Source organism: Arthrobacter stackebrandtii (assembly GCF_017876675.1).
Lineage (GTDB): Bacteria > Actinomycetota > Actinomycetes > Actinomycetales > Micrococcaceae > Specibacter > Specibacter stackebrandtii.
The window spans coordinates 85,947-112,262 of record NZ_JAGIOI010000001.1; the positions used below are offsets into that span (position 1 = coordinate 85,947).

The window sequence follows — 26,316 nt, forward strand, 5'->3', positions numbered from 1 at the left end:
CCGGCGGGCGGGACTCCCCTCGCAGGCAGCCGGACCGGCGTCAGGCTTCCAGGACCACCGGGATGATCATGGGGCGGCGGCGCAGCTTGCGGTTGACCCACGTGCCGATGACGCGGCGCACCACCTGCTGGAGCTGGTGCGTTGTGTGCTCGGTGCTGGCCATGACGGCTTCCTCCAGGGCGGCGGCGATCTTGGGCTTGATCTCGTCGAAGACGGAGTCCTCCTCCGCGACGCCGCGGGCATGGATGTCCGGGCCGGAGACGATCTTGCCGGTGGCTCGGTTGACCACGGTGATGATGGAGATGAAGCCCTCATCGCCCAGGACGCGGCGGTCCTTGAGGTCGGCGTCGGTGATTTCGCCAACGCTGTGGCCGTCCACGTAGACGAAGCCGCACTCGACCTGGCCCACGATGGTCGCGACGCCGTCCTTGAGGTCAATGACGGAGCCGTCGTCGGTCAGCAGGACGTTGCCGGCGGGCACGCCGGAGGAGATCGCGATGTTGGCGTTGGCGATCAGGTGCCGGGTTTCGCCGTGCACCGGCATGACGTTCTTCGGCGTGAGGATGTTGTAGCAGTAGAGCAGCTCGCCGGCGGCGGCATGGCCGGAGACGTGCACCTTGGCCGTGCCCTTGTGGATCACGTCGGCGCCCAGCTTGAGCAGCCCGTTGATGATGCGGAACACCGCATTCTCGTTGCCGGGGATCAGGGAGGAGGCCAGGATGACGGTGTCGCCCTGGCCCACCGTGATCTTGTGGTCGCCGTTGGCCATGCGCGACAGCGCGGCCATGGGTTCGCCCTGGGACCCGGTGGACATGAGCACCACCTTGTTGTCCGGCAGCTCACCCACGTTCTTCAGGTCAACGACGACGCCTTCCGGCACATGCAGGTAGCCCAGCTTTTCGGCAATGCCCATGTTGCGCACCATGGAACGGCCAACGAAGGCCACCTTGCGCCCGTGCAGCACGGCCGCGTTCAGGACCTGCTGGACGCGGTGCACGTGGGAGGAAAAGCTGGCCACGATGATGCGCTTGTCCGCCTTGCCGAACAGTGCCTCCAGGGTGGGGCCGATCTCGGCCTCGCTGGTGGTGAAGCCGGGGACGTCGGCGTTGGTGGAGTCCACCAGGAACAAATCCACGCCTTCCTCGCCGAGGCGGGCAAAGTGGCGCAGGTCGGTGATCCGGCCGTCGAGCGGCAGCTGGTCCATCTTGAAGTCGCCGGTGTGCAGCACTGAGCCGCCCGCGGTGCGGATGAAAACGGCCAGCGCATCCGGGATGGAGTGGTTGACGGCAACAAACTCGCACTGGAACGGGCCCAGCTGCTCGACCTGCTCCTCCTTGACCGTGAGCGTGTACGGCTTGATGCGGTGTTCCATGAGCTTGGCCTCAATGAGGGCAAGTGTCAGCTGGGACCCGATCAGGGGGATGTCATGGCGCAGCCGCAGCAGGTACGGAACGGCGCCGATGTGGTCCTCGTGGCCGTGCGTGAGCACCACGCCCACCACGTCCTCGAGCCGGTCCTCAATGTAGGAGAAGTCCGGGAGGATCACGTCCACGCCCGGCTGGTCTTCTTCCGGGAACAAGACGCCGCAGTCGACGATGAGCAGCTTGCCGGCCATCTCAAAGACGGTCATGTTGCGGCCAATTTCACCAATGCCGCCGAGGGGGACGATCCGCAACGTGCCTTCCGGCAGTTCCGGCGGCGTCCGCAGCCCCGGTTCAGTCATTTGGGTCATGGTTACACTTCCATTCCAGCTTCCGCGAGGTCAGCCTTGATCTGGGCGATCTCGGTCTCGCCGGGCTCCACGAGGGGCAGCCGGACCACCGAGTTGGACAGGACACCCTGCCACTTAAGAATTTGCTTGACCGCAACGGCACCCTGCACGTGGCCCATGGTGGCGCGGATGACCGGGTCCAGGGCGAAGTGGATGGCGCGGGCCGTGGTGAAATCGCCTTCCGCGGCGGCGTCGATGAGGGCGCGGAACTGCTGCGGCGCCACGTGGGCGCTGACACTGACCAGACCGACGGCGCCCGCGGCCATGAGCGGCAGCGTCAGCCCGTCGTCGCCCGAGTACACGTCCAGGTCCGTGTTGGCGAGCACGCGGCTGGTGGCGGTGAAGTCCGCCTTGGCATCCTTGAGCGCAATGATGCGCGGGTGGTCCGCCAGGCGCAGGATGGTCTCGGTTTCGATCGGGACCCCGGCGCGGCCCGGAATGTCGTAGAGCATGACGGGGACGTCTGTGGCGTCGGCGATGGCCTCAAAGTGGGCCTGGATGCCAGCCTGGCTGGGCTTGTTGTAGTACGGGGTGACCAGCAGGAGCCCGTCGACGCCGAGCTTCGCGGCGCGCTGCGACAGGCTGATGGAGTGGCGGGTGTCGTTGGTGCCGGTGCCGGCGATGACGCGGGCGCGTCCGCCCACGGCGTCGAGCACGGCCTGGAACATACCAAGGTTTTCCTCGTCCGTCAGGGTGGAGGTTTCGCCCGTGGTGCCGGTGACAACCAGGCCGTCGCAGCCGCCGTCGACCAGCTTGTTGGCCAGCTCCCCGGCCGCCTTGTAGTCCACCTCACCGTCGGCGGTGAAGGGGGTGACCATTGCGGGCACCAGGGTTCCGAAGGGGCGCAGGGAAATATCAGAGACAGACATGGGTAAAACGTTACCTGCTGTTGGCGGTTTTCACGCAACGCGTCCGCGGGCTGTTGCGGCGGGGTCCCGGCTGTTCCGTGCCCGGCCCTCCTCCGGTGTGGCCGCGGCCGGCCGGGGCACCCGGCCGAAGGGCGGCGGGGCGGGGTTCAGCGGGCAAGCAGGAACGGCAGCCACTCGTCCAGGACGGGGCCGGCGGGGAACAGTGTGGAGCCGTGGTTTCGGCCGGGCAGCTCCACGAACCGGGCGTCGGGCATCAGCGCGGCGGCGTGCGCGGAATCCCCGGCCCTGCCGTAATCCTCTGTGCCGGCCATGAGCAGCGAGGGCACCGTGATGGCTGCCAGCGCTTCCTCGGGAACTGGGGCGTCGGCCTGGGTCTGGGCAAAGTAGGCGCGCAGGGCGGCGCCGTCGTTGGCGAGGAAGGCGGCGCGGGTCTGCGCGTCCAGGGGCCGTCCCATCTGCGCTTCCCAGCCCGCAACAAAGGCGGGCATGCCGCCCTCGCCGAGGGCGCCGTCGTACCCGGGAAAGAAGAGCCTGCCAATGCTGCCGGGGGCGATCCGGTAGCTGCCGCCGAGGGAGGTGAAGGAGAGCATGCGCTCCGGCGCCGCGGCGGCGAGCGAGAAGCCCATGCGGGCGCCCACCGAGTAGCCGCCGTAATGTGCGGCGGGGGCGCCGGCGGCGTCCAGGACGGCGAGGGCGTCGGCGACGAGCGTGTCCATGGCGTAGGCCTGTTGCGTGTGCGGCTTGGCGCTGCGGCCGTGCCCGCGCAGGTCCATCGTGATGACACGAAACTGGGCGCGGAAGGCCTTCGTGTAGCCGAAGCCGCGCCAGATGGCCTTGCTGAGGGCGCTGCCGTGGACCAGGAGCAGGGGCGTGCCCTCCCCCACGGAATCCCAGGCGAGCTCGACGCCGTCGGACGGGTTGTGCGTGACCGCCATGGCCGGCCTAGCGCTTGCTGCGGAAGAGGGCGATGGCGTCGCGCATGGACTTGCGGGCGCGCTTGCGGTCCCCGGCGGCGTCGTAGGCGCAGGAAAGCCGGAACCAGGACCGCCAGTCATCCGGGGCGGCCTCGGCCTCCTCCTTGTACTTTTCAAACTCGGCGTCCGCGGCCGAACGGACAATGCGGCCGCCGGGCGTGCGGGGCAGGTTGTCCTCCGGCAGGCCGCCCTCGGCTTCCAGGATCTTGGCCATGGCCTCGGTGCGGGCGCCGAACAGCACCTCGCTGACCAGGGCCCAGGCGGCCACGAACGGTATCACGAGGTAGGCGGCGCCCATGAGCTTGGCGATCCAGTCGGGATCGCCCATCAGCAGCACGGCGCGCTGGAGCATCACCACCATGTAGAACACGAGCAAAAGGGCGATCAGGCCCACCCAGATCTTGGTCTTGGTGATTTTCATTGGTGCAGCTTTCTGTGCGGGCTCAGCCGGGTTGGCCACGGCCCTAGCCTTCCAGGTCCAGGTAGCCGTCAAGGCCCAGCGTCAGGCCGGGGCGGGTGCCGACGGTGCGCACGCCCAGCAGCACGCCGGGCATGAAGGATTCGTGGTTGAAGGAATCGTGGCGGATGGTCAGCGCCTCGCCGTGGCTGCCGAACAGCACCTCCTGGTGGGCCACGAGCCCGGCCAGGCGCACACTGTGGACCGGGATGCCGTCCACGGAGGCACCGCGGGCGCCGTCGAGCTCGGTTTCCGTGGCATCCGGTGCGGCGGGCACGCCGGCCTCGGCGCGGGCCGCAGCCACCAGCTGGGCGGTACGGAAGGCGGTGCCCGAGGGGGCGTCGATCTTGCGGGGGTGGTGCAGCTCGATGATTTCCACCGAGTCAAAGTACTTGGCGGCCTTGGCGGCGAAGTGGGTGGCGAGCACCGAGCCGAGGGCAAAGTTGGGGGCGATCAGGACCCCGGTTCCCGGGTGCGCGGCCAAGAGTTCCTGCAGGCCGGCCAGGCGGGCGGCGTCCCAGCCGGTGGTGCCGACCACCGCGTGGATGCCATGTTCGACGGCGAAACGCACGTTGGCTTCGGTGGAATCGGGAACGGTCAAATCCACCACGACGTCGGCGCCGCGCTCCACCAGGATGTCCAGGGAGTCGCTGCGCCCCAGGGCGGCCACCAATTCCATGTCCGGTGCCGCATCGATGGCCGCGACGGCGGCCGTTCCCATTCGTCCCTTGGCGCCGAGCACGGCCACCTTCAGCATTTCACTCATGGCTTTAAGCCTACTGGCATTTGGCCGGCGGGTATTCCGGGGCGCCCGCCGGTGTGCGGGGGCAGAAAATGCGATTCGCGGGGCTTCCAACGGGCCACCCCTGGCGCGCGGGGCAGAAAACATATTCCGCCACCTGTCGACAGGTGGCGAATCACACTGTCTGCCCCCGAGCTGAATAATCTGCCCCCCAGAGCGCAACTATCTGCCCCCTGAGCGCCATCACCGACCGCGGCGGCGCCGGCAGTGTCGGTTTACTGTTGCGGCTCCGGCAGCTCGCCGGCCCCAACCCATTCCACAGTTCCGTCAGAGAAGAACTGTTCCTTCCAGATCGGCACCTGCGCCTTGATGCGCTCCACCAGTTCGGAGCACAGCTCGAACGCCTCGGCCCGGTGGGAGGAGGCGACGGCGGCGACCAATGCCGGCTCGCCGATCTCCAACGGCCCCACCCGGTGCGCCACCCAGACACGGACAGGGTGCCCGTCGGGGTCTTTCACGAGGTTGGCGAGGGAGGCAGCCACCTCCGCCAGGACCTTCTTGGCGAGCGGGTGCGCACTGTAGGCCAGCCGCTCCACCGAGGCTCCGCCGTCGTGGTTGCGGACCACGCCGCTGAAGGTGACCACAGCCCCGGCCGTGCTGGATTCCACCGCGGCGATGGCGGCGTCGACGGAGATGGGTTCGGCGCTCAGCAGTGCCGCAACGATTTCCACGTTAGTGTCCATGGGTTCCTGCCACCTGTTCGCAAAGATGAATGATGAGGGGGTCCAGCACGGCCAGCCCGTCCATGACGCCGGACGGCGAGCCGGGAAGGTTGACAATGACGGTGCTGCCGGCGAGCCCCGCGTGTCCGCGGCTGAGCGCGGCCATGGGTGTCTTGGCCAGGCCGGCGGCGCGGATGGCCTCCATGATGCCGGGGATTTCCCGCTCCAGCAGCGGGCGGGTCATCTCCGGGGTCTGGTCGGTGGGGCTGAGCCCGGTGCCGCCGCTGGTGATGACCACGGCGGGATGCTGCGCCAGCACGGCCCGCAGCGCAGCGCCCACGGGTTCGCCGTCGGGCACCACCACGGGGGCGGCGGCGTCAAAGCCGTGTTCGGCCAGCCAGTCCTGGATGATGGGCCCGCTCCGGTCCGGGTAGACGCCCAGGGCGGCCCGGGTGGAGGCAATCACGACGGCGGCTGCGCCCGGTCCCGCGGTTGGCTCACACGCGCTCACGGCGTGCCGCCTTCAGCCGTGGCGGTTCCTGCCGGGCTGCCGGCACCGGGGGCCACGGCGTCGAGAACCCAGTCGCCGCTCTTGCCGCCGGACTTTGCCAGGACCCGGATGCCGGAAATCTCGGCGTGCTTGTCCACTGCCTTGATCATGTCGTACACGCTGAGCGCGGCCACGGAGACGGCGGTCAACGCCTCCATTTCAACGCCTGTCACCCCGCGCGTCTTGACCGTGGCCAGGATGGTGACGGACGAGCCGCCGAGTTCGAAGTCGACCGTGACCTTGGAGATGGGCAGCGGGTGGCACAGCGGCACGAGGTCCGGCGTTCTCTTGGCTCCGAGGATGCCGGCCACGCGGGCCACGGCCAGGGCGTCACCCTTGGGCAGTCCGCCGGTTCCGAGCAGGGCCATGACCTCCGGGGTGGTGTTGACGGTGCCCGTTGCGGTGGCTTCACGCGTGGTGACGGCCTTGGCCGAGACGTCCACCATGGCGGCCGTGCCGTCGTGGCGCAGGTGGGTCAGTTCGGGCGAATCTGTGGAAGGTGTTTCAGAAGTAGTCACAACAGCCATACTTCCACTTTTGCCCCGGCCTGCAATTCGGTGCTGCCCGCCGGGATGTGGATCAGCGCATCCGCCTGAGCCAGCGAGCCCAGCAGGTGCGACGACGATCCCCCCACCTCGCGCACGGACGGGGCGGATTCAAACTCCGGGCCGGAATAGATGCCGCGGCGCACCTGGTGCTTGCCGGCCGGTGAGGACAAGGCGTGTTCCAGCGTGGCCACCACCCGGCGGCGCGGGGCGGGTGCGCCCAGCAGAACGGTCAGGGCCGGGCGCAGAAAGAGTTCCAGTGACACATAGGAGCTGACGGGATTGCCGGGGAACGCCAGCACCGGCACTCCGCGGAACGTGCCCAGCCCCTGCGGCCCGCCCGGCTGCAGCGCCACATGCAGGAATTCCATCCGCGACTGCGCCCCGGCGCTGCCCAGCGCCAGCCGCACCACCTCGAAGGCCCCGGCGCTGATGCCGCCCACGGTCACCACAAGGTCGCAGCTCGGTTCCGGCGGGCCCTCGTGCCCCGGCACCTGGCCCACCTGCGACTCCAGCAGGCGCAGGAGGGCTGCAGGGTCGTCGCTGACCATGTGGTGGTGGAGAACTTCGACGCCGGATTCCTCCAGTGCCGCTCTCAGCAGAGCACCGTTGGCGTCGAAAATCTTGCCCGGCGGCAACCCCCCGGCGGCGGCCGGGTCGCCGGGTGCCAACACCTCGTCGCCGGTGGTCAGCAGGAGGACACGGGCGCGGCGACGCACCACCAGTTCCGTGCAGCCCAGGGCCGCGGCGAGCCCCAGGTGGGCGGCGTTCAGGACGGTTCCGGCGGCGATGGCGAGCGAGCCGCGGGCCACGTCGCTGCCCCGGTCCCGGACGAACTGCCCGGCAGACGTGGCGGGCAGTTCCACTGTGGCTCCGGGTTCAGCAAAGAGCGCAGGCACGGCCCGCTCCACGGGCACCACGGCGTTGGCGCCGTCCGGCAACATGGCACCGGTCATGATGGCGGCGGCAGTGCCGGGTGCCAACGTGCCCGGAACGGCTCCGGCCGCGATGGTCTCCCCCACCACGTAAACGGTTGATTGACCACTATCAGCTGTTTCCAGTTGATCTTCGCCCACGTTGATGGCGTAGCCGTCCATCTGGGAGTTGGCGAAAGGCGGCAGGTCCACCCCTGCCGCCAGTGCCCGGGCAAGCACCCGCCCGCGCGCAGCCGACAGCGGGACCGGCGTGCCGCCGTCGTCCATCACCGGCGAAGGAAACGCGGCCCAGCTCCGGCGCAGCACTTGCTCCACGGCGTCCTGGTGTTCAGCAACTGTCCTGTGCATGGCATCCTTCCCGACGGCGCCGCCCGGCACCTTTTCCCCAATCCTAGGTGAACCGTGCCGCGGCAGCTCCCCCGCACCCGGCCCGCGCCGCCTGCCAAGCCGGAACGTCAATAATGGCGTAGCGTTAGGGGCATGGAAACTGCACCCGTCCCCCTCGGCATGCCGGAGCTGCGCCCTGACGCGGCAGGGCCGGCGGCGCCCCGTCCCGGCGGCCATGAGACCGGGCTGCTGGACCAGTTTGGCCGGGTTGCCACGGACATGCGGCTGTCACTGACGGACAAGTGCAACCTGCGCTGCCAGTACTGCATGCCCGAGGCCGGCCTGGACTGGCTGAAGAAGGACAAGCTGCTCACGGCGGAGGAGATCGTGCGGCTCGTGGGGCTGGGCGTGGACCGCCTCGGCGTGCGGGAGCTGCGGCTGACGGGCGGCGAGCCGCTGGTGCGTGCGGACCTGGTCGACATCATTGCCGCGCTGCGCAGCAACCACCCGGAGCTGCCCATATCACTGACAACCAACGGCGTGGGCCTGGCCGGCAAGGCCCAGGCGCTGGCCAACGCCGGGCTGACGCGGCTGAACGTCTCCATGGACACGCTGCACCACGACGCCTTCCTGCAGCTGACCCGCCGCCCCTTCCTGGACCAGGTGCTGGCCGGGATTGAGGCCGCGTCGGCCGCCGGGCTGGCACCCATCAAGATCAACGCCGTCCTGCTCCGCGGCATCAATGACGGCCACGCCGCCGAGCTGCTGCAGTGGTCCCTGGACCGCGGCTACGAACTGCGCTTCATTGAGCAGATGCCCCTCGACGCCGACCACGGCTGGACCCGCGAGGGCATGATCACGGCGGAGGAAATCCGCGCGCTGCTGTCCACCAACTTTGATCTCTCCCCCGACCCCCGCGCCCGCGACGGCGCCCCCGCCGAACGCTTCGAGGTCCGGGCCGCCGGCACCCCCGGGCTGCTGGGCACCGTGGGCATTATTGCCTCGGTGACAGAGCCGTTTTGCGCAGACTGCCGCCGCACCCGCATCACCGCCGAGGGCAAGGTCATGAGCTGCCTCTTCTCCCTCACCGAGGTGGACCTGCTTCCCCTGCTGCGCACCGGTTCTTCCACGCACGACGACGACGCCGTCGCCTCGCGCTGGCAGGACGCCATGTGGGCGAAGCCCAAAGCCCACGGCATGGGCCGGCCCGGCCTGGGCGATGCCGGCTTTGTCCAGCCCGACCGCAGCATGAGCGCCATTGGAGGCTAAAACCATGAACGTACGATTCTTTGCCGCAGCAGCCGCCGCAACCGGTGTTGAGGAGCAGCGGATCGACCTTGCCACCCTGGCCGGTTCGCAGCCGTTCACGCTCGCAGACCTGTCCGAATTCCTCGTGGCCACCTTTCCGGCGTCGGCCTCAAGCCACACTCCGCCGCTGGCGGACGTGCTGACCCGGTGCAGCTTCCTGCTCAACGAGGTCTCCACGCGCGACCTCACGCTGGCACTCTCTGCCGGCGACGTCGTGGACGTGCTTCCGCCCTTCGCAGGCGGGTAGCCTGCCGGCCTCCCGGCGGGACTTGGATCCAGCGCGCGGTTTCTGGAACAACCATGCGCAGGTCCAAGAGCTGCGCACGGTTGGGACACAACCACGCGCAGGATTTGGAGTGCACATTGCGAAGCTGCCAGCCGCGTGCCTGAAACACAGAAATGGCCCCCCAAATTCATGGATTCGGGCCGCAACGGCGGTCTGGCGGAGACACTGCCATGGCGTGGGTGCCCGGCTCGCGTGCACACGTCTCACGAACTGCTGGGTGCCAGCGGTCCCAGCGACAGGGCCAGGAGGGCACCCCTGCTTTGCACGCCGCATTTGGCAAAGAGCGACTTAAAGACATCCTGGATCGTGTACCTGCTGATCCCCATCCTTCGGGCCAGTGCGGCTGTGTCCAGGCCCGCTGCGCACAGCTCCAACAACTGGCATTCCCGCTGGCTCAGGGCGAAACTGCGCTCGAAAACCTCGATCCGTTCCGAGGGCAGGGCGTCCTGGATCGTGACGGCAATCGGCGCCATGGCACCGGAGACCCCCGGGGTCATCCTGCAGCTGAAAGGCTCGCCCAGACCCCGCTTCCCACATGGACGCGCGAACGGGCTGGATGGGCGTCGACGCCGCACTCCACAGCCATGAGTTGTGCAGCCACGTTCAAGACCTCGGCCGGCACTCCGTTGTAGGGGCGAGGGGCCCGCTGCAGCAAATCAAGCCACAGGGCCGCTGATTCGGTTTGGCCCACGATGGACAATTCTTCATCCAGGACCAGCACGGCCTGGCGGTGGCCGGATGTGAACCCGTCGGGGGCGCCTCCTTGAAACTCCCGGGCGGAGCAGTTCCGCAGACCCGTGGCAATGGCCGCCGACATGGTTTGCAGGCCCTGCGCCTCGGCGATGGAAAAGTCGGACCGCCCCTGTCCCCGCCACAGTTCAAGCCAACCCCACAGCCCCCAGCGGTCCGCGAAGGCAATGGACAGGACGTCCACCACCCCGTACCGGGACAAAAACCCCCACAGCGCACTGCGGCCGGGCACATCCCCCACTCGCTGCTTCAGGGACACCGCACGCGACGGATTGACGGGCAGCGCGGTCCACCTGTTGACGGCTGTGCGGTACCTGAGCGAGATCAGTGCGGGCAGCTCCCCCGCGAACGGCCCCTGGGCCATCGGCGCGACACCAACGGTCGTGACCGGGTCCGCCAGCGGCCAGACCCAGGCATCATGCCCGACGACGGCGTGCAGCTCGCCCAGCACTCCGGCACGGTAGGCGTGGCTTTCCAGGCCGGCGCCGCCCAGTTCCTCTACCCGGTCCAGGCAGCGTCGCAAGGCCCATTGGCTGGTCATGTCATCAGTATGCGCGCATTGTGCGCGCCGCATGGGGTTCCGAATCCCAGATTTAAGGGATGTCGGCCCGCGGCCCGAGTGCCTAAAGTCAATGCATCGGCTTCCCTGAAAGGACAGTGTGATGCATACCCTGCAGATTGAACACGGCATCAAGGACTTTGGCATGTGGCTGGGAGCCTATATGTCCGATCCGCTGGGGCGTGCAGCCTCAGGCGTGGTCGCCGAACGCGTGTACCGTCCGGTGGAGGACGAGCACTACGTTGCCCTGGACCTTGATTTCGCCACGGCCGCCGAGGCTGAGCAATTCCTGGGACGCCTAAAGTCCCAGGTGTGGGCAACACCAGCCGCTTCCCCGGCCCTGGCAGGCGGACCCAAGACCCGCATCGTCGAACAGGTCACCATTCCGGTGGCGCATCCTGACGGCACCGGGTAGTGGCAGTTCCGTGCCGGCAGCCGTCGGCCGGCCGCCCGGACCTTGCTCCAGCGCGTGGCTACGGAACAACCATGCGCAGGCCCAAGAGCTGCGCACAGTTGGGACACAACCACGCGCAGGATTTGGAGTGCACAACGCGAACCCGCAAGCCACGTGCCTGAAAACACAGAAATGGCCCCCAAACATGTCATTTGGGGGCCACCTCCGTGACGCAGAGGGCCTAGAGGCCGAAGGTTTCGCTTTCCTCGAACGGGCCGACCACGGTGATGGTGCGCGGGGCGGCAGCCAGTTCGCGGGCCAGCGCCTGCACCTCCGCGGCCGTGACGGCGCGGATCCGGTCCAGGGATTCGTCAATGTCCAGGAACTCACCGGTGACGATTTCGGCCCGGCCCAGACGGGACATGCGGGAGCCGCTGTCCTCGAGGGCAAGCACGATGCCGCCGGACAGCTGGCCCAGTGCCTTCTTCAATTCTTCGGCGGACACGCCGTGCTCGGCCAGCTTCTCCAGCTCGTCCGTCAGCAGGCCGATGACCTGGCCGACCTTGGCCGGGGCACAGCCGGCGTACATGCCGAAGTAGCCTGCATCGGCGTACGAGGATGCGAAGGAGTAGGTGGAGTACACGAGCCCGCGCTTCTCGCGGATCTCCTGGAACAGGCGCGAGGACATGCCGCCGCCGAGAATCGAGTTCAGCACGCTCATGACGTAGCGGCGTTCATCGGTGGCGCGCAGGGAGGGGCAGCCCATGATGATGTTGGCCTGTTCCACCTGGCGGTTCACCACGTGCAGCCCGGCTGTCCCGGTGATGGAGACCGGTTCGCTGGAACGCCTGGCCGCGGGCACTGCGCCCTCGTCAAGGGACCAGCCTGCGGTTTCCAGGGCGTCCTGGACCAGCCGGCACACGGTGTCGTGTTCAAGGCCGCCGGCGGCCGTGATGACCAGCGTCTCCGGCCGGTAGTGCTTTTGGTAGTGGGCCCACACGGATTCCCGCGGGACGGCCATGATGGCTTCGGGCGTTCCGCCGATGGGGCGGCCAAGTGCATGGTCTCCCAGCACTGCGGCAACAAACTTTTCGTGGGCGACGTCGGTGGGGTCGTCGCCGTCCATGGCAATTTCTTCCAGGATGACGTCGCGTTCCTGCTCCAGCTCTGCCGGGTCAATCACGGCTGAGGTGACCATGTCGGCGATGACGTCAATGGCCATGGGCAGGTCGGTGTCCAGCACGCGTGCGTAGTAGCAGGTGCTTTCCTTGGCCGTCGCGGCGTTGGACTCCCCGCCCACCTCATCAAAGGCGGACGCGATTTCCAGTGCCGTGCGGCGCTTGGTTCCCTTGAACAGCAAGTGTTCCAGGAAATGGGTTGAGCCGTGTTGGCCCTCGGATTCGTCCCGAGAGCCAACACCAACCCAAAACCCGATTGTCGCGCTGCGCTGGCCGGGCATGGCTTCCGTCAGGACCCGCACTCCCCCGGGCAGGACCGAGCGGCGCACAACGGCGCCGCCGGCCTGGCCGGAGATGAGCGTGGGGTCGGAACCGTCAGGTCCGTCGGCGGCACTGAGCAGCGGCAAAAGGGTGATCGCCATGAATTATTCAGCAGCACCTTCGGTAGCTGCTTCTTCAGTGGCGTCATCTTCACCGGCGATGACCGGTGAGAGGGACAGCTTGCCGCGGTCGTCGATCTTGGTGATTTCCACCTGGATCTTCTGGCCAACGGACACCACGTCATCAACGTTGTCCACGCGCTTGCCGTCGGCGAGCTTGCGGAGTTCGGAGATGTGCAGCAGACCATCCTTGCCGGGGGTCAGGGAGATGAACGCACCGAAGGTGGTGGTCTTGACGACCGTGCCCAGGTAGCGTTCGCCGATCTCGGGGACCTGCGGGTTGGCGATGGCGTTGATCGCCGAGCGGGCAGCGTCAGCCGAGGGGCCGTTCGTTGCACCGATGTAGACCGTGCCGTCATCTTCAATCGAGATGTCCGCGCCCGTGTCTTCCTGGATCTGGTTGATCATCTTGCCCTTGGGCCCAATGACCTCGCCGATCTTGTCAACGGGGATCTTGACCGCAATGACGCGGGGCGCGAACTCGGAGAGCTCGTCCGGGACGTCGATGGCGCTGGTCAGGACAGACAGGATGTGCAGGCGTGCTTCGCGTGCCTGCTTCAGGGCGGCGGCCAGGACGGAGGCCGGGATGCCGTCGAGCTTGGTGTCCAGCTGGATGGCCGTGACGAACTCGGAGGTGCCGGCAACCTTGAAATCCATGTCGCCGAAGGCATCTTCGGCGCCGAGGATGTCGGTCAGGGCAGCGTAGCGGGTCTGGCCGTCAACCTGGTCGGAGACCAGGCCCATGGCGATGCCTGCAACGGGTGCCTTCAGGGGCACACCGGCGTTGAGCAGCGACAGGGTCGATGCACAGACGGAGCCCATGGAGGTTGAGCCGTTGGAGCTCAGCGCCTCGGATACCTGGCGGATGGCGTAGGGGAACTCCTCACGCGATGGCAGAACAGGCATGATGGCACGCTCGGCCAGGGCGCCGTGGCCGATTTCGCGGCGCTTGGGCGAGCCCACGCGGCCGGTTTCACCGGTGGAGTACGGCGGGAAGTTGTAGTTGTGCATGTAGCGCTTGCGCGTGACGGGGCTCAGCGAGTCAATCTGCTGTTCCATCTTCAGCATGTTCAGCGTGGTGACACCCAGGATCTGGGTCTCGCCGCGTTCGAAGATGGCCGAACCGTGCACGCGGGGCAGAACCTCGACCTCGGCGGTGAGCTGGCGGATGTCCGTCAGGCCGCGGCCGTCGATGCGGACCTGCTCGGTGAGGATGCGCTGGCGGATGACGTGCTTCGTGACGGCGCGGAAGGCTGCGGAGAGCTCCTTCTCGCGGCCTTCGAAGTCGCCGGCCAGGGCGGCAATGGTCTCGTCCTTCAGTGCGTCCGAGGCGTTGTCGCGCTCCTGCTTGTCAGCAATGGAGAACACGTCGGTCAGCTTGGAGGTGGCTGCGACTGCAACGGCGTCGTAGACGTCATCCTCGAAGTCAAGGAAGACGGGGAACTCAACCGTGGGCTTGGCGGCGCGTGCTGCCAGGTCCGCCTGTGCCTCGCACAGGGCCTTGATGAACGGCTTTGCCGCTTCGAGGCCTTGGGAAACGATCTCTTCGGTGGGGGCCTGGTGGCCCTGTTCCTTGATGAGGTTCCAGGAGTTGTCGGTTGCTTCGGCTTCCACCATCATGATGGCGACGTCGTCACCGGCAATCTTGCCGGCAACCACCATGTTGAACACGGCGTTTTCCAGCTCGGAGTGCTTCGGGAAGGCAACCCACTGCGGGCCCTGGCCGTCGTCGATGAGCGCAACGCGCACGCCGCCGATGGGGCCGGAGAACGGCAGGCCGGAAAGCTGCGTGGACATGGAGGAGGCGTTAATGGCCACCACGTCGTAGAGCACGTCCGGGTTGATCGCCAGAACCGTGACAACAACCTGGACTTCGTTGCGCAGGCCCTTGACGAATGCCGGGCGCAGCGGGCGGTCCATCAGGCGGCAGGCCAGGATGGCCTCCGTTGAGGGGCGGCCTTCGCGGCGGAAGAAGCTGCCCGGGATGCGGCCGGCTGCGTACATGCGCTCTTCCACGTCAACCGTCAGCGGGAAGAAGTCGAAGCCTTCGCGGGGGTGCTTGCCGGCCGTGGTGGCGGAGAGCAGGACGGTGTCTTCGTCGATGTAGACCATGGCAGCACCTGCTGCCTGCTGGGCAAGGCGTCCGGTTTCAAACCGGATGGTGCGCGTGCCGTAGCGGCCGTTGTCGATAACGGCCTCTGAGTACTGAATCTCGGGACCCTCCATGAGAGAGTCACCTCCATTTCGTGGTAGATGTTCTTCGTTGAACCCCGCATCGGCGCCGGTGCGGCATTCTTTCCAGGTACCACCGGATGGTGCTGTGGTCCTGATGTACGACACCCGGTCTTCGATCGAGGCCCACGGGCCTGGGCATTCTCATGCCCTTTCCCGGAAGCCACTACCGAGGACCGCGAATGCGTGAATGCCTTGCGGTGTGTGGTGAGGCGGGGTGGTGGTGCGTGTGCGGGGCGGTGCCCGCACTGTTTCACAGCATAGCGTTCCTACACTGTGAAAGGCGGCCCTCCCACGGCCACAACACAAGTGTCGTGGCACCGGGAAGGCCGCCTTTCAAATCACGCAACTAGCGGCGCAGGCCGAGGCGCTCGATGAGCGTACGGTAGCGGGCGATGTCGGTGTCCTTGAGGTACGCAAGCAGGCGGCGACGGCGACCAACCAGGGCCATGAGGCCGCGGCGGGTGTGGTGGTCGTGCTTGTGCATCTTCAGGTGTTCCGTCAGGTCGGAGATGCGACGTGAAAGCATCGCGATCTGGACCTCAGGTGAACCGGTGTCGCCTTCGCTGGTTGCGAAAGCCTGCATGATTTCCTGCTTTACAGCGGCGTCAAGTGCCACAAGTAACTCCTATATATGTGCCGTGAACATGTGTCCTGCAGTGACCGCCATTGCTGGGGCCGCCACGGGAGAATCCAGCCACCACGGACTGCAGCCGGATTCCATCTTTCAGTTTAGTGCAGAAAGGCAGTGGATGTCGAAGCGGGTGGGCCATGACACACCCGCCGGATGCCCCGCAATGTCACGGACTCAGTCCAGGATGGCCCGGGCCTGGTCCACATCCAGGTGCATCTGCTCAATCAGGGCCTCGGGCCCGGTGTAGGCCACCATGCCCCGCAGCCGCTGCACAAATTCCACCACCACGTGCTGGCCGTAGAGGTTGAACGCCTCCACGGGCTCTTCGGGCCGGTCGATCACATACGCTTCAACCTGCCGGCTGACGCCCACAAACGTGGGGTTCGAGCCCACGGAAATCGCGGCCGGCCAGCGGTGGCCGTGCGTGTCGGTGAGCCAGCCGGCATAGACGCCATCGGCCGGGATGATCCCGCAGGCGTCCCCGGAAAGGTTGGCGGTGGGGAAGCCGAGCTCACGCCCCCGGGCGGCCCCGTGCACCACTTCCCCGCTCATGGTGTGGTGGCGGCCCAGCACGGCCGAGGCGGTGTCGACGTCGCCCTTGCGCAGTGCCTCGCGCACCCAGGTGGAGGACCAGCGCCGGTCGTGCCCCTCGTCATTGACCACCACGACGTCGAACCCGAGTTCGCCGCCCAGCTCCACCATGGTGGACAGGTCCCCCGAGTTGCCCTTGCCGAAGCGGACATCCTGGCCAACGACGACGGTGCACGCACCCAGGGTTTCGACAAAGACGCTGCGGACGAACTCTTCCGGTGTCTGTGCAGCAAATTCCAGTGTGTACGGCACCACCAGGACACCGTCCAGGCCGAGCTCGGCCATGGCGGCCAGCTTGTCGGCCAGGCCCATGATCTGTCCGGGTGCCGATTCGGGGCGGTGGATGAGTGCGGGGTGCGGATCGAAGGTCAGCGCCACGGCGGCGGCCCCGCGGGTGTCGGCCTCCGCACGGACCTGGGCGAGGACTTCCTGGTGGCCCCGGTGAAGCCCGTCAAAGTTGCCCAGGGTGACCACGGAGGGCCCAAAGTCCCGGGGAACCTCAGCCAGGGAGTTCCAAATCTGCACTACGTTTCCTCATCCAGTCAGTGGTGTGCCGGTGGATTGTGCCGGCACGGTGTGCGGCAGCCCCGCTGCCGCGTCCAAGATTACCTGTCCAAGATTACCCGCTGCGGGGCACCGGCCCCGTCCAGGGCTGGACCGGGGTCCGCGGCTCCCCGGCGGCCAGCGACAGCAGCCACCGGTCGGCCGGCTTGCCGCGGTCGTCGTAATCCCCGCGGCCGTGCCCGTCATAGTGGAAGCCCAGCTTCCAGGCCAGTTTCCGGCTGGCCCAGTTCGGCACCATGGCGATCCAATGGACCCACGCGAGGTTTAGCTGGTCGAACGCATAGTCAAGGAGCAGCCGCACGGCCTCTTCGGCGGCCCCGGTGCCGCGGGCGTGCGGGCCGAAGTTGATGCCGACGGCGGCGGCACCCGGCGCCTTGCACTGCAGGTCGATCGTGCCAAGGAGTTCGTCCGTGTCCGCGCGGGCCGCGGCGAAAATCAGGGTCCGGCCGGTCCGCCAGCCTTCCACCGTGAGTTTGTTGATGAAGAAGTCGGCGTCGGCCATGGAGTAGTCCAGCGGCACGGCGGTCCAGCGGACGGCCTCGGGGTTGCGGCAGTTTTCCACCAGGGCCGGCGCATCCGCCATGGACAGCGCACGCAACACCACCCGGTCGCCGGCAAGGACAGGCACGGCGGGAGTGAGGTCCAGGGCGCCGGATCCGGCAGGCAGGCCGTCGAACAGGTGGTAGCCGTCCCGCGTCAGTGTGAACATGAGGCCGTCCGCCACTGTCCCGTCCACGTGTCCGTAGCCGGGGATTTCGGCGGCCAGCACAAAGCCGCAGCGCCGGGCCAGGGACGCGCTGGCTTCGTTGCCGGCGGTGGTGCGCCAGTGCAGGATTTCCAGGCCAAGGTTGCCAAACGCGTAGCCGCACAACAGGGCAATGGCCCGCTGTGCGGCGCCGGTGCCGCGCCCGGCCGGGAGCATTTTGATGCCAACGCCGGCAGATCCCCCGCCGGCGGTGGAAAACACATCCTGCAAACTGAGCGTGCCCACAATGGCGGGGACGCCGTCGAGCATGTCAGTGATGGCGAAGCGGAGGTAGCGCCCATCTTCCCAGCCGCGGGCGATGGAGCCCGCAATGAGCTCCCCTGCCTCCCGCACGGTCATGGCGGGGTCGGACGCGGTCCATGTGATGTTCAGCGGATCCGTGTGGATGGAGGCAAAGGCGGACGCGTCAGCGGCGGTGAAGCGGCGCAGCGTGGTTTGGCCGTCGCTGAGCACCGGATGGCTGCGGGAGGGGCCCGTCCCGCTCACCTGGCGCACCCGCTCACTTGGCTTCGCGGTGCCGGTACAGCCAGATCAGCCCGATGACCGGCAGCAGCAGCGGGATGAAGCCGTAGCCCTTGCCGAACATGCTCCACACGGTGGCGTGCGGGAATGCCTCGGCGTCCAGCAGGCTCAGCAGGCCCACGACCAGCACACCCGCCAGCTCCACGCAGATCGCGATGGTGGCCGTCAGCGCCCACTTCGCACCCGGCTTGGCAAGCGCCACGGTGGCCACGATGTAGACGACGGCGGCGAAGGCGGACAGCAGGTAGGCCACGGGGGCGTCGGCGAAGTGTGTGGCGATCTGGTAGCCGGCGCGGGCGGTGGCCGAGATGGCGAAGACCGCATACACGGTGATCAGCAGCCGCCCGGCCCCCGTGGTGCGTCCGTGGGGCGCGTCCGCGCCTGCTGCGGCGGCGGCGTCACTTTTCGGGGCCTTGCTCGTTTTCATAGTCCCATTCCTTGTTGCAGTGCGGCCGCGGGCAGCCCGGTGCCGTACCAAATCTGTGCCATGCGTGCGAGCATGACCATGACTGTCACGCCCACGGCGCCCATGACGTAGTTCGACCAGTGCGTGCGCTCCATCATGGCCCAGTAGAACCCGGCCACGGGCAGCATGGCGGCGGTGAACATGTAGCCCCAGAACTCCCAGGCCTCCCCCGCCAGGGACTCCGGACCCAGCAGCCTGACGGCTGAACCTGCGGCGTAGACCAGGATGAAAAGTTCGACGGCGGCCAGGCTGAGGATGGTGACATCGTTGGGTTTCTTCTTCATCACCGCGGCAACGACGCAAATCAGGGTGGAGGCGATGCCGACGATGGCGCCGGTGATGAACCAGGGGTCGATTGTCACCGGGCGCCCTCCCCAGGCACGTCTGAGGATGCCCCGGCTGCCGGTTCCGGCCGGTCAGTCTTTGCGGCGGCGGCCACCGGGTCCGGCGGGAACACCAGGACCGGCTTGGCCCACTTGCCGGCATCGGCCAGCAGTGCCACGAGCGTGCCGTCCGGGGCAAAGGCAGCGGCGGGGTCTTCCTTCGTGTGGCCGCCGCCGGCGCTGGCGGGTATGCGCCGGCCGAAGGAGAGTTCAACGGCCTCTTCGGCGCTGAGTTCGCGCACGGGCATGAGCGCACGTGCGGCATCGGCGATGTCCAGGACCTGCAGGTCCTCGGCCAGCTCCTCCAGGGTGCGGGCCTGCTCCAGGAGGTACGGTCCCACGGCGCTGCGGCGCAGCGCGGTCAGGTGCCCGCCCACCTCCAGGCCGCCGCCGAGGTCGCGAGCCAGGGCGCGGATGTATGTTCCCGAGGAACAGCGAACGGTGGCGTCCACGTCAACGTACGCAACGCCGTCGTTCTGGCCGCGGCGAATGTCCAGGACGTCAAAGGAGTGGATGGTGACGGGGCGGGCGGCGAGCTTGACATCCTCGCCGGAGCGGACCCGGGCGTAGGCGCGTTCGCCGTTGACCTTGATGGCGCTGACACTGCTGGGCACCTGTTGGATGGGCCCGCGCAGGGCCGCGATGCCCGCCTCAATGGCCTCGTCCGTGACCGCGCCGGCGTCGGTGGTGGCGGTGGTCTCGCCCTCGGCATCGTCAGTGATGGTGGTGGCGCCGAGGCGGATGGTGGCCTCATAGGTCTTGGAGGTGCCCACAATGTACGTCAGCAGGCGGGTGGCCTTGTTGATTCCCACCACCAGGACGCCGGTTGCCATGGGGTCAAGAGTGCCGGCGTGGCCCACTTTTCGGGTCCCTGCCAGCCTTCGCATCCGTCCGACCACATCGTGGCTGGTCCATCCCTGCGGTTTGTCTACAATTACCAGTCCAGAAAGCACGCTTTGAAGTATATCCGCACCCGGGCCAACCGCATGGTTCCGCCGTTCCCGGCAGGCTGTCGGGAGAGCAACATCACCGGCCGGTGCGGTGCGGGACAAATACTTGTTGACCCGGCAGGGGCGCCGCCCTACGCTGAAGCCACGTGCTGCACCCGGTTCTGGTGCGGCGTCGTGTGACGGACTGCGGCTTCTGGGGGACAAAGCTCCGCTTCACCCGTTGTTTGGGTAGGCCGTCCGGCTGGATCTAAAGGGTCGCAGCCGGCATCGACACCTCCTCCGCCCGACCATCACCGGGCCCGCCCCATAGGGGAAATTATGAAGTCACGTATCGCGGCCATTGCGGCCGCCTGTTCGCTTGCCATGATTCTTGGCACCGGCACTGCCATGGCCGCTCCCGGCGGCCACGGCAACAACAACGGCCACGGAAACCACCAGCCGTCCCCCGTCACCGAGGTGGCGTCCCAGCTCATCAGCCCCCTGAAGGTGTCCTTCGGGCCCAACGGCAGCTACCTGGTGGCCGAGTCCTTCGCCGGAACTTTGAGCTCCATTTCAGCCAAGGGCGTGAAGACCACGGTGGTCAGTGCGCCCGGGCAGGAAATTGCAGGTGTCTCCTACTCGAACGGAGCCACCTACTACTTCAACAACGACCAGGGCACCGGCCCCGAGCCCGGCGGCGTGCTGTTGCCGGCCCGGCTGATGCAGATCGACAGGCATGGCACCACCCGCCAGATCACCGACCTGGCCGACTTTGAGGCCGCCAACAACCCGGACGGAAACACCGTCTACGGTGTCCGCGACGCCTCCCCCGAATGCCTGGCCCAGGCCCCCTACCTGCAGCAGATGGGCGAGGTGTTCTCACATCCGTATTCCTCGGCGCCCGTGCGCAATGGCGTGTACGTCGGTGACGCCGGCGCCAACGCGCTGCTCTACGTGAGCGACCGCGGCAAGGTGAAGCTGGTCAAGGCGCTGCCTGCCGAGGCCGTCACGATCGATGCTGCGGTGGTCGCGGCCGCCGCTGAAATGGGCATGGTCGTGCCCGATTGCATGCTGGGCCTGAAGTACTACGCCCAGCCTGTGCCCACCGACGTCGAGGTCAGCGGGCAGTGGCTGTACTACACGGTGCTGCCCGGCGTCCCCGGGGAGTCACTCGGTGTTGGCAAGGCCTACCGGATGAACCTGCACAGCGGCAAGACCCAGCTTCTCGCGCAGGGCCTGTCCGCGCCAACGGGCATCGCCGTGGACCGCAACAACAACGTCTACGTGGCGCAGCTCATGGGTGACGGTGTCAGCCGGCTCAAGAACGGACGCGCGAGCAACGTGCTGCCTGCCATGATGGCCTCGGATGTTGAAGTCAGCGGACACACCATGGCGGCGCTGACAAACGCCCTGGCTGAAACGGGCGGCAGCCTCTTCACCATGCGTCTGCGCTAACCCCGCTGCCTGACGACGGCGGCACCCTCCCGTTGCGGGCGGGTGCCGCCGTGTGTTTCCACCCCCTGCAGCGGATGGCGCCGCGCGTCTGGCCGGCAATCCCCCGGCCTCAAGATCCATGCTGCAGTTGTTGGACGTGGGCGTGTGAATTGTTGGATGCCCGGCAGTGTCAGTTGAAGGCACTGACCCCCGTCAGCTTATGGCCGAGGATGAGGGTGTGGACTTCATCGGTCCCCTCATAGGTGCGCACGGATTCAAGATTGTTGGCGTGGCGCAGCGGAGAGTGCTCGAGGGTGATGCCGTTGCCGCCCAGAATGGTCCGGGCGGTGCGGCAGATCTCGATGGCCTCCCGGCAGTTGTTGAGCTTTCCCACGCTGATCTGGTGTGGCGCCAGCGCACCCGCATCCTTGAGCCTGCCCAGGTGCAGGGCCAGCAGGAAACCCTTGTTGATTTCCAGGGCCATGTCCACAAGTTTCTGCTGGGTCAGCTGGTACCCGGCCAATGGCCGGCCGAACTGCAGCCGCCCCTTGGCATACGCCAGCGCCTCCTCGAAGGCGTCGCGGGCGGCACCCATGGCACCCCACGCAATGCCGTAGCGCGCCTCGTTGAGGCACTGCAGCGGCCCCTTCAGCCCGATGGCACCGGGCAGCACCGCGTCTGCTGGCAGGCGTACCCCGTCCAGGGTGACCTCACATTGGATCGATGCGCGCATGGAGAGCTTTGGCCCAATCACGTCCGCGGAGTAGCCGGGGGCATCGGTGGGGACCAGAAAGCCCCGCACACCTCCGTCCGTCTGCGCCCAGACCACGGCCACCTGCGCCACATTGGCCAGCCCGATCCAGCGCTTGGTGCCGTCGAGCACCCAGTCGCTGCCGTCGCGCCGGGCAAAGGTGGCCATGGATGCCGGATCGGATCCGGCTGTGGGTTCGGTCAGGCCAAAGCAGCCAATGGCCTCGCCCGATGCCAGCTGCGGCAGCCACTGCTGCTTCTGCTCCTCCGAGCCGTGCCTGTGGATGGCCGTCATGGCCAGCGATCCCTGCACCGAGACGAAGGTGCGGATGCCCGAGTCCCCGGCCTCAAGCTCTGCGGCGGCCAGCCCGTACTCCACGGCGCTGGAACCGGCGCAGCCGTAGCCGTCCAGGTGCATGCCCAGCAGCCCCAGCCGGCCCAGCTTCGGCACGATCTCCAGCGGAAAGTGCGCCCGTTCAAACCAGTCGGCGATGTGCGGCTTGATCTCCTGCTGCACAAACGCCCGCACCCTGTCCCGGACGGCAACTTCCCGGGCAGCCAGCATCGAGTCGAGGGATATCAGGTCTGTTGGTTCCACGGCGTACGTCCAATCACGAGGCAGGCAGGTGCTACCTGCCATTCAACACCACCGGCAGGCGGCTGCGGCCCCGCTGCGTGTTTGCGGGCCGCAGATGCCCGGGACGGACGACGGCGGGAGCCCGCCTTCCGCTGGAAGGTGGGCTCCCGCCGTCGTACTTCTTGAAAAAGGGAAGCGGCTATGCCTCTTCGTCTTCCTCAGGCTTCTTGTAGGGGTCCGCTTCGCCTGCGAACTCGGCGTTCGCGGAGAGCTCGGCCAGCTTGGCGTCGCGCTCCTTGGCAACGCGGAGCAGCGCTTCCAGGTTGGAGGCGTTCTCGGGGATTTCATCTGCGATGAACTCGAGCGTGGGAGTCAGGCGGACGGTGATGTTCTTGCCGACCTCGGCACGGAGCACGCCCTTGGCGCGCTCCAGGCCGATCTTGGCCTCGGAGCTGGCGGTCTCGTCGCCGAAGACCGTGTAGTAGATGGTGGCGTGCTGGAGGTCGTTGGTGACGCGGGCGTCGGTGACGGTGATGCCCTCGACGCGGGGATCCTTGACGCGTGAGCGAAGGCCTTCAGCCACCACAACCTTGATGCGCTGCGCCAGCTTGGACGCGCGGGCTGAATCAGCCATGATGTTCTCCTTCAGGTTGGAAAGACTTATGGATGGTCTGCAACCATCCTAGGGAACGGCGCGGGGCGCCCCCAAAATATTGGAGGCGCCCCACACTGTGGTGACTGCTATACGCGGGGCTTCTCGCGCATTTCGAACGTCTCGATGATGTCCTCGGTCTGCAGGTCGTTGAACGAACCCAGGCCGATGCCACACTCGAAGTCCGTGCGGACTTCGGTTGCGTCATCCTTGAAGCGCTTGAGCGAGTCAACCGTGAGGTTGTCGCCGATGAGCTTGCCGCCACGCAGCACGCGGGCCTTCGTGTTTCGGCGGATGATGCCGGAACGGACGATGGAGCCTGCAATGTTGCCGTGCTTGGAGGAGCGGAACACTTCGCGGATTTCCGCGGTGCCCAGCTGGACCTCTTCGTACTCGGGCTTGAGCATGCCCTTCAGTGCCAGTTCGATGTCATCGATGGCGCCGTAGATGACCGAGTAGAAGCGCATGTCCACGCCCTCGCGGTCGGCCAGTTCGGCAACACGCTCGGCCGGCTTGACGTTGAAGCCGATGATGATGGCGTTGTCGACCGTGGCCAGGTTGACGTCGTTCTGCGTGATGGCACCGACACCGCGGTGGATGACGCGCAGCTGCACGCCTTCGCCGACGTCGATCTTCAGCAGCGAGTCTTCCAGTGCTTCAACGGCACCGGAAACGTCACCCTTGAGGATGAGGTTGAGCGTGTCAACCTTGCCGTCTGCAACGGCCTGGTCGAAGTCTTCCAGGCTGATGCGCTTGCGGCGCTTGGCAAGAGCTGCGTTGCGGTCCGCTGCTTCACGCTTCTCAGCGATCTGGCGGGCGGTGCGCTCGTCGCCTGTGGCGAAGAAGGTGTCACCTGCACGCGGCACGTTCGACAGGCCCAAGACCTGGACCGGACGTGACGGGCCTGCCTCAGAGATGGCGTCGCCATTCTCGTCGAACATGGCACGGACACGGCCGTGGGCGGTGCCGGCAACGATGATGTCACCGACGTGCAGGGTGCCGGACTGGACCAGGACGGTGGCCACGGAACCGCGGCCCTTGTCCAGGTTCGCTTCGATGGCAATGCCTCGGGCGTCCTTGTTCGGGTTGGCGCGCATGTCCAGGGCAGCATCGGCGGTCAACAGGACGGCTTCGAGAAGCTCTTCAATGTTGATGCCGTTGCGTGCTGAAACGTCGACGAACATGGTGTCACCACCGTATTCCTCGGGAACCAGGCCGTACTCGGTCAGCTGGCCGCGGATCTTCTCCGGGTTGGCCGTGTCCTTGTCGATCTTGTTCACAGCCACCACGATAGGCACATTGGCCGCTTGTGCGTGGTTGAGCGCTTCAACCGTCTGGGGCATGACGCCGTCGTCGGCCGCAACCACCAGGATGGCGATGTCGGTGACCTTGGCACCACGGGCACGCATGGCGGTGAACGCCTCGTGGCCGGGGGTGTCAATGAAGGTGATCTTGCGATCGGTGCCTTCGTGCTCGTGGACAACCTGGTAGGCACCGATGTGCTGGGTGATGCCGCCGTGCTCGTCGGCAACAACGTCCGACTTGCGGATGGCGTCCAACAGGCGCGTCTTACCGTGGTCGACGTGGCCCATGACGGTGACAACCGGCGGACGGACCTCGAGGTCTTCGTCGCCTTCTGCTTCAAGCTCGGCGTCGAAGTCGATGTCGAAGCTGCTGAGCAACTCGCGCTCTTCGTCCTCGGGGGAAACGACCTGGACCTTGTAGCCCAGCTCGGCACCCAGCAGGGCGAAGGTGTCTTCGTCCAGTGACTGGGTGGCGGTTGCCATTTCACCGAGGTGGAACAGCACCGTCACCAGTGCTGCCGGGTTGGCTTCGATCTTGTCGGCGAAGTCGGTGATGGAGGAGCCGCGGCGCAGACGCACCACGGTGTCTCCGTTGCCGCGGGGTACGGTCACGCCACCAAGTGAAGGAGCACTCATCTGCTCCAGCTCTTGGCGCTTGGCACGCTTCGACTTGCGCTGCTTGCCGCGGCCTGCGCCGCCCTTGCCGAAGGCACCCTGGGTGCCGCCGCGTCCGCGGCCGCCCTTGCCAAAGCCACCACCGGCGGGAGCACCACCCGGTGCACCACCCGGCGTAGCGCCGGGAGCACCGGGACGACCGCGGCCCGGAGCACCGGGACGGTCAGTTCCGCGACCGGGCGCAGCAGGGCGCTCGGTGCGGTTGGGCATCATGCCGGGTGTGGGGCGGGGACCACCGGGGCGCGGGGCACCCGGACGGGGGCCGCCTGCACCGGGGGCGCCTGCCGGGCGGGGTGCGCCCGGACGGGGTGCACCTGCCGGCGGACGTGGGCCGCCGGGGCGGGGGCCAGCAGCGCCGGCTTCAGCACTGCGCGGGGCGCCCGGACGGGGCATGCCCTGCGACGTTGCGAAGGGGTTGTTGCCCGGGCGGGGTGCACCGGCGCCTGCTCCTGCGGGACGCGGTGCACGGCTGTCGCCGCCACGGTTGTCGCTGCGTTCGCTGCGGGCACCTGAACGGGGCATGCCCTGCGAGGTGGCAAAGGGGTTGTTGCCGGGACGCGGGGCCCCTGGCGTTGCAGCCTTCGGCGCAGCAGCTTCTGCTGCAGGGGCAGCCGGTGCAGCAGCAGCCGGTGCGGCTTCAGGGGCTGCCGGTGCGGCAGGTCCTGGAACAGCCTTGGCGCCGGGCTTGGCAGCCGGTGTCGGAGCCTTCGGGCCAGGAACAGCACCTGGAGTTGCCGTCGTTGCGGCAGCCTTCGGTGCAGTTGTCTTGGGTGCGGCTGCCGGGGCAGCCGGTTCGGCAGTCTTTGCTGCTGCCGGGAATGCGTCGCGAAGTTTCCTTACGACGGGGGCCTCAATGGTTGAGGAGGCAGAGCGAACGAATTCGCCCATTTCCTGCAACTTGCTCAATGCTTCTTTTGAGGTGATACCGAGCTCTTTTGCAAGCTCGTGGACGCGGGCCTTGGCCACATTTCTCCTGTCTCGGCCCGCACCGGACAGGTACGAACCGCTTAATTCTTACTGCACCATTCCA

26 protein-coding genes are annotated in these 26,316 nt (G+C 67.3%); 4 read left to right on the forward strand and 22 right to left on the reverse strand.

Translation table 11 applies throughout. From position 1 onward, the window contains the following. Positions 1–40 precede the first annotated feature (40 nt). The 9 genes from JOF48_RS00390 to JOF48_RS00430 form a co-directional block, all read right to left on the reverse strand. Complete coding sequence (locus tag JOF48_RS00390; RefSeq protein WP_209676228.1) at positions 41–1,732, reverse strand: ribonuclease J; 1,692 nt, start codon at positions 1,730–1,732, stop codon at positions 41–43. Positions 1,733–1,734: 2 nt separating this feature from the next. Then, complete coding sequence (gene dapA, locus JOF48_RS00395; RefSeq protein WP_209676231.1) at positions 1,735–2,640, reverse strand: 4-hydroxy-tetrahydrodipicolinate synthase; 906 nt, start codon at positions 2,638–2,640, stop codon at positions 1,735–1,737. A gap of 146 nt (positions 2,641–2,786) precedes the next feature. Continuing rightward, positions 2,787–3,575: an alpha/beta fold hydrolase gene (locus tag JOF48_RS00400; protein ID WP_209676233.1), complete on the reverse strand. Its 789-nt coding sequence runs from the start codon at positions 3,573–3,575 to the stop codon at positions 2,787–2,789. 7 nt (positions 3,576–3,582) lie between these two features. Then, the gene (locus tag JOF48_RS00405) at positions 3,583–4,035 is read right to left on the reverse strand and encodes a hypothetical protein (protein WP_209676237.1); all 453 of its coding nucleotides are present in this window, start codon (positions 4,033–4,035) and stop codon (positions 3,583–3,585) included. A gap of 43 nt (positions 4,036–4,078) precedes the next feature. Further along, entirely contained in the window at positions 4,079–4,837 is a 759-nt protein-coding gene (gene dapB / locus JOF48_RS00410) for a 4-hydroxy-tetrahydrodipicolinate reductase (RefSeq protein WP_209676240.1), read from the reverse strand. Between the two features lie 251 nt (positions 4,838–5,088). Then, positions 5,089–5,556, reverse strand: coding sequence for a molybdenum cofactor biosynthesis protein MoaE (locus JOF48_RS00415; protein WP_209676243.1), 468 nt, complete (start codon positions 5,554–5,556; stop codon positions 5,089–5,091). After that, entirely contained in the window at positions 5,546–6,046 is a 501-nt protein-coding gene (locus JOF48_RS00420; RefSeq protein ID WP_209676246.1) for a MogA/MoaB family molybdenum cofactor biosynthesis protein, read from the reverse strand. The genes JOF48_RS00415 and JOF48_RS00420 overlap by 11 nt, the downstream gene beginning before the upstream one ends. After that, positions 6,043–6,612, reverse strand: coding sequence for a cyclic pyranopterin monophosphate synthase MoaC (moaC, locus tag JOF48_RS00425; protein WP_209676249.1), 570 nt, complete (start codon positions 6,610–6,612; stop codon positions 6,043–6,045). Before moaC ends, JOF48_RS00420 begins: the two co-directional genes overlap by 4 nt. Further along, positions 6,600–7,913, reverse strand: a complete 1,314-nt coding sequence (locus JOF48_RS00430; protein WP_209676251.1) for a molybdopterin molybdotransferase MoeA — start codon at positions 7,911–7,913, stop codon at positions 6,600–6,602. Before JOF48_RS00430 ends, moaC begins: the two co-directional genes overlap by 13 nt. Before the next feature lie 159 nt (positions 7,914–8,072). Here JOF48_RS00430 and moaA point away from each other — a divergent pair, with 159 nt between their 5' ends. Further along, a complete protein-coding gene (gene moaA / locus JOF48_RS00435; protein ID WP_209683956.1) occupies positions 8,073–9,161 on the forward strand; it encodes a GTP 3',8-cyclase MoaA in 1,089 nt (362 codons plus the stop codon). Positions 9,162–9,165: 4 nt separating this feature from the next. Continuing rightward, a complete protein-coding gene (locus JOF48_RS00440; RefSeq protein ID WP_209676254.1) occupies positions 9,166–9,447 on the forward strand; it encodes a MoaD/ThiS family protein in 282 nt (93 codons plus the stop codon). 242 nt (positions 9,448–9,689) lie between these two features. Here the strand turns inward: JOF48_RS00440 and JOF48_RS19415 are convergent, their stop codons facing one another. Next, a complete protein-coding gene (locus JOF48_RS19415) occupies positions 9,690–9,983 on the reverse strand; it encodes a helix-turn-helix transcriptional regulator (RefSeq protein WP_245346340.1) in 294 nt (97 codons plus the stop codon). Then, positions 9,980–10,777, reverse strand: coding sequence for a LuxR family transcriptional regulator (locus JOF48_RS00445; protein ID WP_245346341.1), 798 nt, complete (start codon positions 10,775–10,777; stop codon positions 9,980–9,982). The genes JOF48_RS19415 and JOF48_RS00445 overlap by 4 nt, the downstream gene beginning before the upstream one ends. Positions 10,778–10,898: 121 nt before the next feature. Between JOF48_RS00445 and JOF48_RS00450 the strand changes: the two genes are divergently transcribed. Further along, entirely contained in the window at positions 10,899–11,210 is a 312-nt protein-coding gene (locus tag JOF48_RS00450) for a hypothetical protein (protein WP_209676257.1), read from the forward strand. 220 nt (positions 11,211–11,430) lie between these two features. Here the strand turns inward: JOF48_RS00450 and JOF48_RS00455 are convergent, their stop codons facing one another. The 8 genes from JOF48_RS00455 to truB form a co-directional block, all read right to left on the reverse strand. Continuing rightward, positions 11,431–12,789, reverse strand: coding sequence for a M16 family metallopeptidase (locus JOF48_RS00455; protein WP_209676260.1), 1,359 nt, complete (start codon positions 12,787–12,789; stop codon positions 11,431–11,433). Between the two features lie 3 nt (positions 12,790–12,792). Beyond that, on the reverse strand, positions 12,793–15,033 hold the full coding sequence (locus JOF48_RS00460) for a polyribonucleotide nucleotidyltransferase (protein ID WP_209676262.1): 2,241 nt from the start codon (positions 15,031–15,033) through the stop codon (positions 12,793–12,795). Between the two features lie 355 nt (positions 15,034–15,388). Further along, complete coding sequence (rpsO, locus tag JOF48_RS00465) at positions 15,389–15,658, reverse strand: 30S ribosomal protein S15 (RefSeq protein ID WP_209676264.1); 270 nt, start codon at positions 15,656–15,658, stop codon at positions 15,389–15,391. A gap of 189 nt (positions 15,659–15,847) precedes the next feature. Next, a complete protein-coding gene (locus tag JOF48_RS00470) occupies positions 15,848–16,789 on the reverse strand; it encodes a bifunctional riboflavin kinase/FAD synthetase (RefSeq protein WP_209676266.1) in 942 nt (313 codons plus the stop codon). A 94-nt stretch (positions 16,790–16,883) separates the two neighbouring features. After that, on the reverse strand, positions 16,884–18,080 hold the full coding sequence (locus tag JOF48_RS00475; protein WP_209676268.1) for a GNAT family N-acetyltransferase: 1,197 nt from the start codon (positions 18,078–18,080) through the stop codon (positions 16,884–16,886). 13 nt (positions 18,081–18,093) lie between these two features. Continuing rightward, positions 18,094–18,543 carry a hypothetical protein gene (locus JOF48_RS00480; RefSeq protein ID WP_209676270.1) on the reverse strand — a complete coding sequence of 150 codons (450 nt, stop codon included), beginning with the start codon at positions 18,541–18,543 and terminating at the stop codon, positions 18,094–18,096. Beyond that, positions 18,540–18,938, reverse strand: coding sequence for a hypothetical protein (locus tag JOF48_RS00485; RefSeq protein WP_425353729.1), 399 nt, complete (start codon positions 18,936–18,938; stop codon positions 18,540–18,542). The genes JOF48_RS00480 and JOF48_RS00485 overlap by 4 nt, the downstream gene beginning before the upstream one ends. A 2-nt stretch (positions 18,939–18,940) precedes the next feature. Then, positions 18,941–19,918, reverse strand: a complete 978-nt coding sequence (gene truB, locus JOF48_RS00490) for a tRNA pseudouridine(55) synthase TruB (protein ID WP_209676277.1) — start codon at positions 19,916–19,918, stop codon at positions 18,941–18,943. A 315-nt stretch (positions 19,919–20,233) separates the two neighbouring features. On the opposite strand from truB, the gene JOF48_RS00495 reads away from it, so the two are divergent. After that, positions 20,234–21,349 carry a ScyD/ScyE family protein gene (locus JOF48_RS00495; RefSeq protein WP_209676280.1) on the forward strand — a complete coding sequence of 372 codons (1,116 nt, stop codon included), beginning with the start codon at positions 20,234–20,236 and terminating at the stop codon, positions 21,347–21,349. Positions 21,350–21,518: 169 nt separating this feature from the next. Here JOF48_RS00495 and JOF48_RS00500 read toward each other — a convergent pair whose 3' ends face one another. From JOF48_RS00500 to infB, 3 genes are all read right to left on the reverse strand, one after another. Further along, the gene (locus tag JOF48_RS00500) at positions 21,519–22,718 is read right to left on the reverse strand and encodes an acyl-CoA dehydrogenase family protein (RefSeq protein WP_209676283.1); all 1,200 of its coding nucleotides are present in this window, start codon (positions 22,716–22,718) and stop codon (positions 21,519–21,521) included. Between the two features lie 136 nt (positions 22,719–22,854). Then, positions 22,855–23,289: a 30S ribosome-binding factor RbfA gene (rbfA, locus tag JOF48_RS00505; RefSeq protein ID WP_209676285.1), complete on the reverse strand. Its 435-nt coding sequence runs from the start codon at positions 23,287–23,289 to the stop codon at positions 22,855–22,857. Between the two features lie 107 nt (positions 23,290–23,396). Next, entirely contained in the window at positions 23,397–26,252 is a 2,856-nt protein-coding gene (gene infB / locus JOF48_RS00510) for a translation initiation factor IF-2 (RefSeq protein WP_209676289.1), read from the reverse strand. Positions 26,253–26,316: the final 64 nt, after the last annotated feature.

What these genes read in the sequence shown, in the direction of transcription:
- JOF48_RS00390 (WP_209676228.1), bottom strand. Translation starts at nt 1,732, where the DNA reads ATGACCCAAATGACTGAACCGGGGCTGCGGACGCCGCCGGAACTGCCG.
- JOF48_RS00450 (WP_209676257.1), top strand. Translation starts at nt 10,899, where the DNA reads ATGCATACCCTGCAGATTGAACACGGCATCAAGGACTTTGGCATGTGG.
- JOF48_RS00480 (WP_209676270.1), bottom strand. Translation starts at nt 18,543, where the DNA reads ATGAAAACGAGCAAGGCCCCGAAAAGTGACGCCGCCGCCGCAGCAGGC.
- JOF48_RS00415 (WP_209676243.1), bottom strand. Translation starts at nt 5,556, where the DNA reads ATGGACACTAACGTGGAAATCGTTGCGGCACTGCTGAGCGCCGAACCC.
- JOF48_RS00400 (WP_209676233.1), bottom strand. Translation starts at nt 3,575, where the DNA reads ATGGCGGTCACGCACAACCCGTCCGACGGCGTCGAGCTCGCCTGGGAT.
- JOF48_RS00495 (WP_209676280.1), top strand. Translation starts at nt 20,234, where the DNA reads ATGAAGTCACGTATCGCGGCCATTGCGGCCGCCTGTTCGCTTGCCATG.
- JOF48_RS00430 (WP_209676251.1), bottom strand. Translation starts at nt 7,913, where the DNA reads ATGCACAGGACAGTTGCTGAACACCAGGACGCCGTGGAGCAAGTGCTG.
- JOF48_RS19415 (WP_245346340.1), bottom strand. Translation starts at nt 9,983, where the DNA reads ATGACCCCGGGGGTCTCCGGTGCCATGGCGCCGATTGCCGTCACGATC.
- JOF48_RS00405 (WP_209676237.1), bottom strand. Translation starts at nt 4,035, where the DNA reads ATGAAAATCACCAAGACCAAGATCTGGGTGGGCCTGATCGCCCTTTTG.
- rbfA (WP_209676285.1), bottom strand. Translation starts at nt 23,289, where the DNA reads ATGGCTGATTCAGCCCGCGCGTCCAAGCTGGCGCAGCGCATCAAGGTT.
- JOF48_RS00455 (WP_209676260.1), bottom strand. Translation starts at nt 12,789, where the DNA reads ATGGCGATCACCCTTTTGCCGCTGCTCAGTGCCGCCGACGGACCTGAC.
- JOF48_RS00445 (WP_245346341.1), bottom strand. Translation starts at nt 10,777, where the DNA reads ATGACCAGCCAATGGGCCTTGCGACGCTGCCTGGACCGGGTAGAGGAA.
- JOF48_RS00460 (WP_209676262.1), bottom strand. Translation starts at nt 15,033, where the DNA reads ATGGAGGGTCCCGAGATTCAGTACTCAGAGGCCGTTATCGACAACGGC.
- dapA (WP_209676231.1), bottom strand. Translation starts at nt 2,640, where the DNA reads ATGTCTGTCTCTGATATTTCCCTGCGCCCCTTCGGAACCCTGGTGCCC.
- moaC (WP_209676249.1), bottom strand. Translation starts at nt 6,612, where the DNA reads ATGGCTGTTGTGACTACTTCTGAAACACCTTCCACAGATTCGCCCGAA.
- moaA (WP_209683956.1), top strand. Translation starts at nt 8,073, where the DNA reads ATGCCGGAGCTGCGCCCTGACGCGGCAGGGCCGGCGGCGCCCCGTCCC.
- JOF48_RS00440 (WP_209676254.1), top strand. Translation starts at nt 9,166, where the DNA reads ATGAACGTACGATTCTTTGCCGCAGCAGCCGCCGCAACCGGTGTTGAG.
- JOF48_RS00500 (WP_209676283.1), bottom strand. Translation starts at nt 22,718, where the DNA reads ATGGCAGGTAGCACCTGCCTGCCTCGTGATTGGACGTACGCCGTGGAA.
- dapB (WP_209676240.1), bottom strand. Translation starts at nt 4,837, where the DNA reads ATGAGTGAAATGCTGAAGGTGGCCGTGCTCGGCGCCAAGGGACGAATG.